The following is a 7,345-nucleotide window of genomic DNA, read 5'->3' as shown; positions in this document are numbered from 1 at the left end:
GGTGGCGGTCAGCGCACCGTCAGCCGGTCCGAACACCATGACAGCAAGCCAGCCGACACAGACGGAGATGTGAAGTGACGAGTCCATTCGACGACGAGAACGGCCGGTTCCTCGTCCTGGTCAACGCCGAGGAAGAACGCAGCATCTGGCCGGTGTTCGCCGCGGTGCCGCCGGGGTGGGAGGTCTCGCTGGGGGAGAGTTCCCGCGCGGACGCGGTCGCCCACGTCGAGGCGACCTGGACGGACCTGCGCCCGAAGAGCCTGCGGGACGCCGTCTGATGGCGAGCGACGCGCTCGACCGCGAAGCGGCCATCGAAGTCACCGGGCTGCGCAAGGGGTTCGGCGACCACCAGGCGCTGGCCGGCATCGACCTGCGGGTGCCCGCGGGCTCGGTGCTCGGCCTGCTCGGCCCCAACGGCGCCGGCAAGACCACCACCGTGCGGGTGCTGGCGACGCTGCTGCGCCCGGACGGCGGCACCGCCCGGGTCGCCGGGTTCGACGTGGCCACGCAGGCGAAGGAGGTGCAGCGCCGGATCGGCCTGGTCGGCCAGTACGCCGCGGTCGACGAGCTGCTCACCGGGCGGCAGAACCTGCAGCTGCTCGGCACCCTGCTGCACCTCGGCCGCCGCGGGGCCCGCGAGCGGGCCACCGAGCTGCTCGAACGCTTCGACCTGACGGCGGCCGCCGACCGCGCGGTCGGCACCTATTCGGGCGGCATGCGGCGGCGGCTCGACCTGGCCACCTGCCTGATCGGCCGCCCGTCGGTGCTGTTCCTCGACGAGCCGACGACCGGCCTCGACCCGGCCAGCCGCAGCACGCTGTGGGGCATCGTGCGGGGCCTGGTCGACGAAGGCGTCACGGTCCTGCTGACCACGCAGTACCTCGAAGAGGCCGACTACCTCGCCGACCACATCATCGTGATCGACCACGGCCGCGTGATCGCCGAGGGCACCGCCGACGAGCTCAAGCGCAAGATCGGCGCGGAGCGGCTCGAAGTCGCCGTCGCCGACCCCAAGTGGCTCGACCCCGCGGTGTCGGCGCTGTCCCGGGTGCCGGGCTCGTCGGTGACCGTCGACGAGCGCAAGCGCAGCATCGCGGTCGAACTGCCCGACACGGCCGGCGGCATCGCGGCCGCGGCCGCCGCCCTGCGCGACGCAGGCGTGGAGTACACCGACTTCGCACTGCGCCGCCCGACGCTCGACGAGGTGTTCCTCGATCTGACCGGACGTCCGCCGGTCAGCTGACCGGCGGACGCCGAAGCCGGGCGGCGGCAGCAGGAGGCCGCCGCCCTGCGCGATGCGGGCCTCGAGCACGTGACTTCGCGCCGCGTTATCCGATGCTCGGCACTCGCGGGGTGCTTTCTGTCTCACCGGGTGTCGCGCCGGTCACGTGACCGGCCCGCCACCGGCTCGTCGGTCCATTCAGGACGGCGGGCGAAGGCCAGTGGGAAGAAGTTCGCGGCCGCCGGGTTACCGGACGGGCCGCCGCGAGCTCGTCGGTCCATCCAGGACGGTGTGCGGGCCGGCAGCAGGAGGTTGCGGCCGCCCGGTCACCGGACCGGCCGCCACCAGCTCGTCCGTCCACCCAGGACGGCGAGCCGGGGCAGCAGCAGGAACCGGACGACCGTCGTGTCGACCACCAGGACCACCGCGGTCGCCAGTGCGAACTCGCGGACGTCCCCGTCTTCCGTCAGCCCCCAGACCAGCCACATCACCACCGTCACCAGCAGCGCGCCGCCGGATGCCGACCAGGCCCGGCGGCACGCGTGTGCCACCGTGTTGCGCCGGGACATCCCGGCGAGGGTCTCGCTCCGCAGCCGGTGCAGCAGGTACACCTGCAGGTGGTTCGCCGGCACGAGCAGCGCGACCACGAGCACCATGGGCGCCCAGCCGGGCAGGGGATCGACGAGCAGGGCCAGCAGCCCGAGCCCGGCGAGCACGGCGACGGCGTTCAGCACGGCCGTCGCCAGCGCCACCACCGGCCGCCGGTAGGCGACGAGCGTGGCCAGGCCGAGGACGACCAGCATCGTCGTCACCCCGCAGATGTCCAGGTCGGCGGCCAGCGGACGGCAACCGGCGCAAGCGGGGGCGAACACGCGCAGCGCCCCGTAACCGGCGGCGGCGGTGAGGGCGAGCACACCGGTCACGATCGCGGCGGGCCGCACGAACCGGGGCAGGTCGCCGACCGTCAGCCGTGCGGGCGGCTGCGGCGGCAGTTCCTTCGGCGAAGCGAGCACGCGACCGTTCAGGGCGGGCAGCAGGCTCAGCGCCGCGACGGTCGCCACCAGCACCGCCACCAGCGCCGCGGTCGCCAGTGGCATCAGCTCGGCCGTCCCGGCGATCGCCACCGCGGCCAGCGACGCGGCCACGCCGCTGCCGGAGACGAGGGCGGCGTGGCCCGCCGTGCTCGCGACGATCCGCGCGGCCCGGGCCGCGTCGTGGCCGTCGGCCAGCGCCTCCCGCCGGCGGCAGAAGGCGAACAGCATGTGCTGGACCGCGACCGTGATGACGACCAGCAGGGCCGCGTCGCCGGTGCGCGGCGACATCGTGACGGACGCGGAAACCGTGTCCAGCACCGCCGCCGACGCCACCGTGACCACGCTGGTGAACACGGCGGACACGAGCAGCAGCAGCCGGGAGAACGGCACGCTCAGCAGCACCGCGATGGGCGCGGCGACCACCGGCCACCAGTTCGCCGCCACGTCGGGGTCGGTGAGCGAGCCGCCACCGAGCCGGGGACCGCCGGCGAGCCCCGGCAGTTCGGCCAGGCCCACCAGAACCAGCCAGAGGGTGATGACCGCGCCGGAGTGGCCGGCACTCCAGCAGGAGGCGCGGACGGCCAGTGACGGCTTCACGATCGTCCCCTTCGACCCGGCGGGCATGGCGGCGTTCGCGGTCGTTCCTATCCGCGCATGTGTTCGAGTCTAGTGAACCGTGACCGTTCGTTCACGGGGTGTGAGTCCCGGATCCGCGGTGGTGCTAGGCCGTGTGTGGTGGATCACAGCACGCGGACGCCGGCGTCGTCTTCGAGCAGGTCCTCGCCGTAGAGGTCCGCCACCCACTGGTCGTGGTAGACGGTGTCCAGGTAGCGGTCGCCGAGGTCGGGGGCGATCGCGACCGCCGTGCCGATCTGCTCGTGGGCGTGCGCGGCCAGCCAGCTCAGCGCTCCGCTCACGACGGTCCCGGTGGAGCCGCCGAAGCAGAACCCCTCCCGGGTGAGGGCCCGGCAGGTGCGCACGGTGTCGGCTTCTTCGACGTGGAGGACGTCGTCGACGTAGGAGGCGTCGAGCATCGGCGGCCGGATCCCGGTGCCCAGCCCGGGGATCATCCGCCGGGCCGGCGGCGTGCCGAAGGTGACCGAGCCGACCGTGTCGATCGCGACCACCCGGGTGCCGGGCCGGTGCTCGCGCAGGTACCGGGCGACCCCCATCAGCGTTCCGGTGGTGCCCGCCCCGATGAAGACGACGGCCGCGTCGGGGAAGCCCTCGGCGATCTGCGGTCCGGTCGTTTCGTAGTGGGCGCGCCAGTTCCCGGCGTTCTCGTACTGGTTGAGCCAGACGAACCCGCGTTCGGTGCACAGCTGCCGCACGAGCTCGATGCGCGCGCCCAGCAGGCCGTGCTCCGGGTGCGGTTCGGTGACGATGCGAACCTCGGCGCCGAGGGTCTCCATCAGCTGCCGGGCCCCGAGCGTGCACCGCGAGTCGGTGACGCAGACGAACCGGTAGCCGGAGCTGGCGGCGACGAGGCTCAGCGCCACGCCGAGGTTGCCCGACGAGCTCTCCACCAGCGTAGAGCCGGGCCGGAGGTCGCCGCGGCGCTCGGCCGCGGCGACCATCGACCGGGCGGCCTTGATCTTGATCGACCCCGCGAAGTTGAAGCCTTCGCACTTGAGGTAGAGCGGGTGGCCGGCGAACCGGCGGAGGTCGACGAACAGGTCGTCGGTGTTGAAGTCCTGCGGAGCGGTGATGATCGGCACGCGAAGCTCCCGCTCACCGCTTGCCGTAGCGGTCGAGTTCGAAGAAGAACTCGGGCACGGTCCGCAGGTCGCCTGCCGTGTGCAGCTGGTCGTAGACGTGCTTGCCGACGGCGAGGTCGAGCACGCCGAGCCCGAACGGCGAGAAGACCAGCGGCCGGTCCTTCGGCAGGGTGGTCGTCCCGGTCATGACGTCGTGCAGCGTCCCGGAGAGGAAGTCACGGCTCCCGGTCCGCTGCTCGGCCAGGTGCACCGACGTGCCGGCCTTCAGGCAGTGCTCGACGTCGTCGACGACGTTGGTCGAGGCGAGGACCACCTCCGGCGCCAGGTCGCGCAGGGAGACGTGCAGGACCAGCGGGTGGTGGTCGAACCACGCCGGGTCGTGGACGTGCGGCTCCCCGGCGACCGTGGCGAACACGACCAGGTCGCTGCCGCGGATGAGGTCCTCGGCGGACTCGTGCACGGTGACCGAGGACTGGCCGGCCGCGTTCAGGTAGCCGCGGAAGCCCTCGGCGTGCGCGGTGCTCAGGTCGAAGACGCCGACGTCGTCGAAGCTCCAGCCCCCGGCGGCCAGGTAGGTGTGGATGTAGCGCGCGATCAGGCCGGTGCCGACGATGCCGAGCCGGGCGGGCCGGGCCCGCTCCCGGGTCAGCCAATCGGCGGCCAGCGCGGCCGACGCGGCGGTCCGGGTGGCGCTGATGATGGAGCTTTCCAGGCAGGCCAGCGGGTAGCCGGTCCGCGGGTCGTTGAGCACGAGGATCGCCGACGCCCGCGGCAGCCCGCTCGCGACGTTCTCCGGGAAGCTCGAGATCCACTTCAGCCCGTCGACCGCGATGTCCCCGCCGACCGACGCCGGCAGGGCGATGATCCGCGAGGACGGCCGGTCGGGGAAGCGCAGGAAGTAGGACGGCGGGTTGACCGTGTCGCCCGCGCCGTGCAGGCGGTAGGCCGACTCGATCAGGTCGATGACGAGTTCTTCCTGTCCGCCGAGGACTTCGTGGACCTGCGCCCCGGAGATGACGGCGAACTCCGGGACGGACGTGCTGGTGCTCATGCTGGCAGCCTCCTGAGGCAGTCGGTGGGCCCAAGCGCCCCAAGGCGGCCTTGGTTGCGTCAGACGCACCGAAGGCGGCCTTCGGTGCGTCACACGCACCGAAGGCCACATTGGGGCGCTTGGGGTGAGGGCGGTCGGTGGGGCGGTGGGGCGGTGGTTCAGCCGGCGGCGAGGGTGGCGAGGCGCGCGGTGATCCGGTCGTCCAGCGCGTCGAGCGCGTTCTCGGACGGTCCGATGAGCACGCCGTACAGGCGGCCGGCGAACGCTTCGCCCGCCGCGGCGACCCCGGCCCCGGCGTTGACCGTGGCGAAGTTGTTGACGAGCAGCCCGCTCCCGGACCCGGCGAACAGCAGGTCGCCGAGCGCCGACCGCAGCCGCGAGAAGGGCAGGGGAGCGGCCAGGCGGACCGGGTAGTGCCGCGCCATCGCGACGGCGCCCTCGGGCACGAACCGCTCCTGCAGCGGCACCTGGTAGGTCGACATGTTGTTGCGCGCGTTGATCTCCAGCACCGGGAAGATCCCGCCGTCCGGTTCGACCAGCGCGTCGACCCCGACCACGCCGTAGTAGCCGTCCTCGGCCAGGCGGGCGCCGAGGGCGTCGGCCGCGTGCCGGATCACCGCGTGCTGGGTCCGGTCGAGGCGCGGGGGCATCCGGTGTCCCTTGTGGACGCCGTTCTCGGTGATCGCCTCCTTGACGAAGTCGAACCGCACCGAGCCGTCCCGGCCCACGGTGAACTGGTAGTTCAGGTCGGCGTGCTTGTCGACCCAGGTCTCGGTGACCAGCGCGAGCCGGTCGCGGCCCGCCTTCGCCGCGGTGCGCTCGATCATCCGCTGCAGGCGCAGCAGCCGCTGCTCGCTGGTGACGACGGCGATGCCCTTGCCCGAGACGCCGAACGCCTCCTTCACCACCACCGTGCCGCCCTCGGCGAGCACCTTGGCGGCCTCCGGCACGGCGTCGGCCAGCTGGGCGGGTGTGTCGCAGATCCAGCCGGGCGGCTGCCGCAGCCCTAGTTCGTCGGCCAGCTGCCTGCTGTAGACCTTGCTGTTGACGGCCTTGCAGAGCGCGGCGGGCGGCGTGGCCAGCGGCACGCCGGTGCGGGCCGCGAGCTCCTCCTCGACCGCCGAGGCGCCGTGGGGGAGCAGGTGCGCGCCGTCGGTGGCCAGCTCGGCCAGCGCGGCGACGAGCGCCGGATCGGCGAGCGCGTCCTGGGTGACGTTGCGCGCCGGGTCCGGGGCCGCGACGACGTGCACCTCCGGCAGCTCGAAGCCGAGGTCGAGCAGGTAGCGGTGGTAGTCCGGGTCGGGTGCGTGCTTCAGCACGACGTGGTCGCCCTTGCCGCCGAGCAGCAGCGCGAACTCGTCCATGCTGTTGACCACCGCCGTGCTGGCCGCGGCGGACACCCTCGGCAGGCCGAGCTCGTCCGCCGCCCACAGCTCCTCGACCTCGAAGTTGCCGAGGAAGACGAGCGGGTGCTCGGCCGAGCCGAGCGCGGCCGTCTTGAGCCGCGCGACGAACCGCGGGCCCGTGGTATCGGAGTCCACTGTGGACCTTCCCCTCAGACGACCAGGCCGCCGTCGATCTCGAATACGCTTCCGGTGATGTAGGCGGCGCGCTCGGACACCAGGTAGGACACCAGGTCGGCGACCTCCTCGGCGGTGCCGAACCGGCCCAGCGGGATGGCCGCGCGCAGCTTCTCGCGGGCCCTGTCCGTCATCTGCCCGGTCATGTCCGTCTCGATCAGGCCCGGCGCGACCGCGTTGACCCGGATGCCGAACCGGCCGATCTCCTTGGCGAGCGCCTTGGCGAAGCCGATCACGCCGCTCTTGGACGCCGAGTAGTTGACCTGCGTCGGGTTGCCGTGCACGCCGGACACCGAGGACAGCGTGACGACGCTGCCGCGGCGCTGCTTCAGCATGAGGAACACGGCCGGCTGGCAGACGTTGTAGACGCCGTCGAGGTTGGTCCGCAGCACGTCGGTCCAGCGGTCCTCGGTCATCGTCACGAACGCGCCGTCGCGGGTGATGCCCGCCGACGTCACCACGGCGTCCGGTACGCCGAGGTCGGCGGCCGTGGCGGCCACCCAGTCGGCGGCCGCTTCGCGGTCGGTGACGTCGACCTTGGTCGCGATCGCCCGCCGGCCGAGGTCGTGCACCTCCTTGGCGAGCACGTCGGCGGACTGCTCGTCCGCGCGGTAGCAGAAGGCGACGTCGTGGCCGTTCTCGGCGAGGCTCAGCACGACCGCGCGGCCGATGCCGCGCGAACCGCCGCTGACCAGCGCGACCTTGGGCGCGCTCATGCGCCGACCTCGCTGACGCTCGGT

The 7,345-nt window shown here is 72.8% G+C and carries 7 protein-coding genes; 2 read left to right on the top strand and 5 right to left on the bottom strand.

The features are described 5' to 3' along the window. Nucleotides 1-74 precede the first annotated feature (74 nt). Both ACLJPY_RS19270 and ACLJPY_RS19265 read left to right on the top strand, forming a co-directional pair. Nucleotides 75-278 carry an MbtH family protein gene (locus tag ACLJPY_RS19270; RefSeq protein ID WP_410590235.1) on the top strand — a complete coding sequence of 68 codons (204 nt, stop codon included), beginning with the start codon at nt 75-77 and terminating at the stop codon, nt 276-278. After that, entirely contained in the window at nt 278-1,243 is a 966-nt protein-coding gene (locus ACLJPY_RS19265) for an ATP-binding cassette domain-containing protein (RefSeq protein WP_410590233.1), read from the top strand. Before ACLJPY_RS19270 ends, ACLJPY_RS19265 begins: the two co-directional genes overlap by 1 nt. A 305-nt stretch (nt 1,244-1,548) precedes the next feature. Here ACLJPY_RS19265 and ACLJPY_RS19260 read toward each other — a convergent pair whose 3' ends face one another. From ACLJPY_RS19260 to fabG, 5 genes are all read right to left on the bottom strand, one after another. Further along, nucleotides 1,549-2,853: an MMPL family transporter gene (locus ACLJPY_RS19260; RefSeq protein WP_410590231.1), complete on the bottom strand. Its 1,305-nt coding sequence runs from the start codon at nt 2,851-2,853 to the stop codon at nt 1,549-1,551. 143 nt (nt 2,854-2,996) lie between these two features. Next, entirely contained in the window at nt 2,997-3,974 is a 978-nt protein-coding gene (gene sbnA, locus ACLJPY_RS19255) for a 2,3-diaminopropionate biosynthesis protein SbnA (RefSeq protein WP_410590230.1), read from the bottom strand. A gap of 13 nt (nt 3,975-3,987) precedes the next feature. Further along, nucleotides 3,988-5,025, bottom strand: coding sequence for a 2,3-diaminopropionate biosynthesis protein SbnB (gene sbnB, locus ACLJPY_RS19250; RefSeq protein WP_410590228.1), 1,038 nt, complete (start codon nt 5,023-5,025; stop codon nt 3,988-3,990). 158 nt (nt 5,026-5,183) lie between these two features. Further along, nucleotides 5,184-6,566, bottom strand: coding sequence for an ATP-grasp domain-containing protein (locus ACLJPY_RS19245; protein WP_410590227.1), 1,383 nt, complete (start codon nt 6,564-6,566; stop codon nt 5,184-5,186). A 14-nt stretch (nt 6,567-6,580) separates the two neighbouring features. Next, entirely contained in the window at nt 6,581-7,321 is a 741-nt protein-coding gene (gene fabG, locus ACLJPY_RS19240) for a 3-oxoacyl-ACP reductase FabG (RefSeq protein ID WP_410590226.1), read from the bottom strand. Between the last annotated feature and the right edge of the window lie 24 nt (nt 7,322-7,345).

Source organism: Amycolatopsis sp. lyj-23 (assembly GCF_046549135.1).
Classification (GTDB): Bacteria; Actinomycetota; Actinomycetes; order Mycobacteriales; family Pseudonocardiaceae; genus Amycolatopsis.
Note: the sequence above shows the minus strand (reverse complement) of the source record. Positions and strands in the feature narration are given on the sequence as shown.

Excerpts from the sequence above, each read along its gene's own strand:
- ACLJPY_RS19265 (WP_410590233.1), top strand. The coding sequence starts at position 278 with ATGGCGAGCGACGCGCTCGACCGCGAAGCGGCCATCGAAGTCACCGGG.
- sbnB (WP_410590228.1), bottom strand. The coding sequence starts at position 5,025 with ATGAGCACCAGCACGTCCGTCCCGGAGTTCGCCGTCATCTCCGGGGCG.
- fabG (WP_410590226.1), bottom strand. The coding sequence starts at position 7,321 with ATGAGCGCGCCCAAGGTCGCGCTGGTCAGCGGCGGTTCGCGCGGCATC.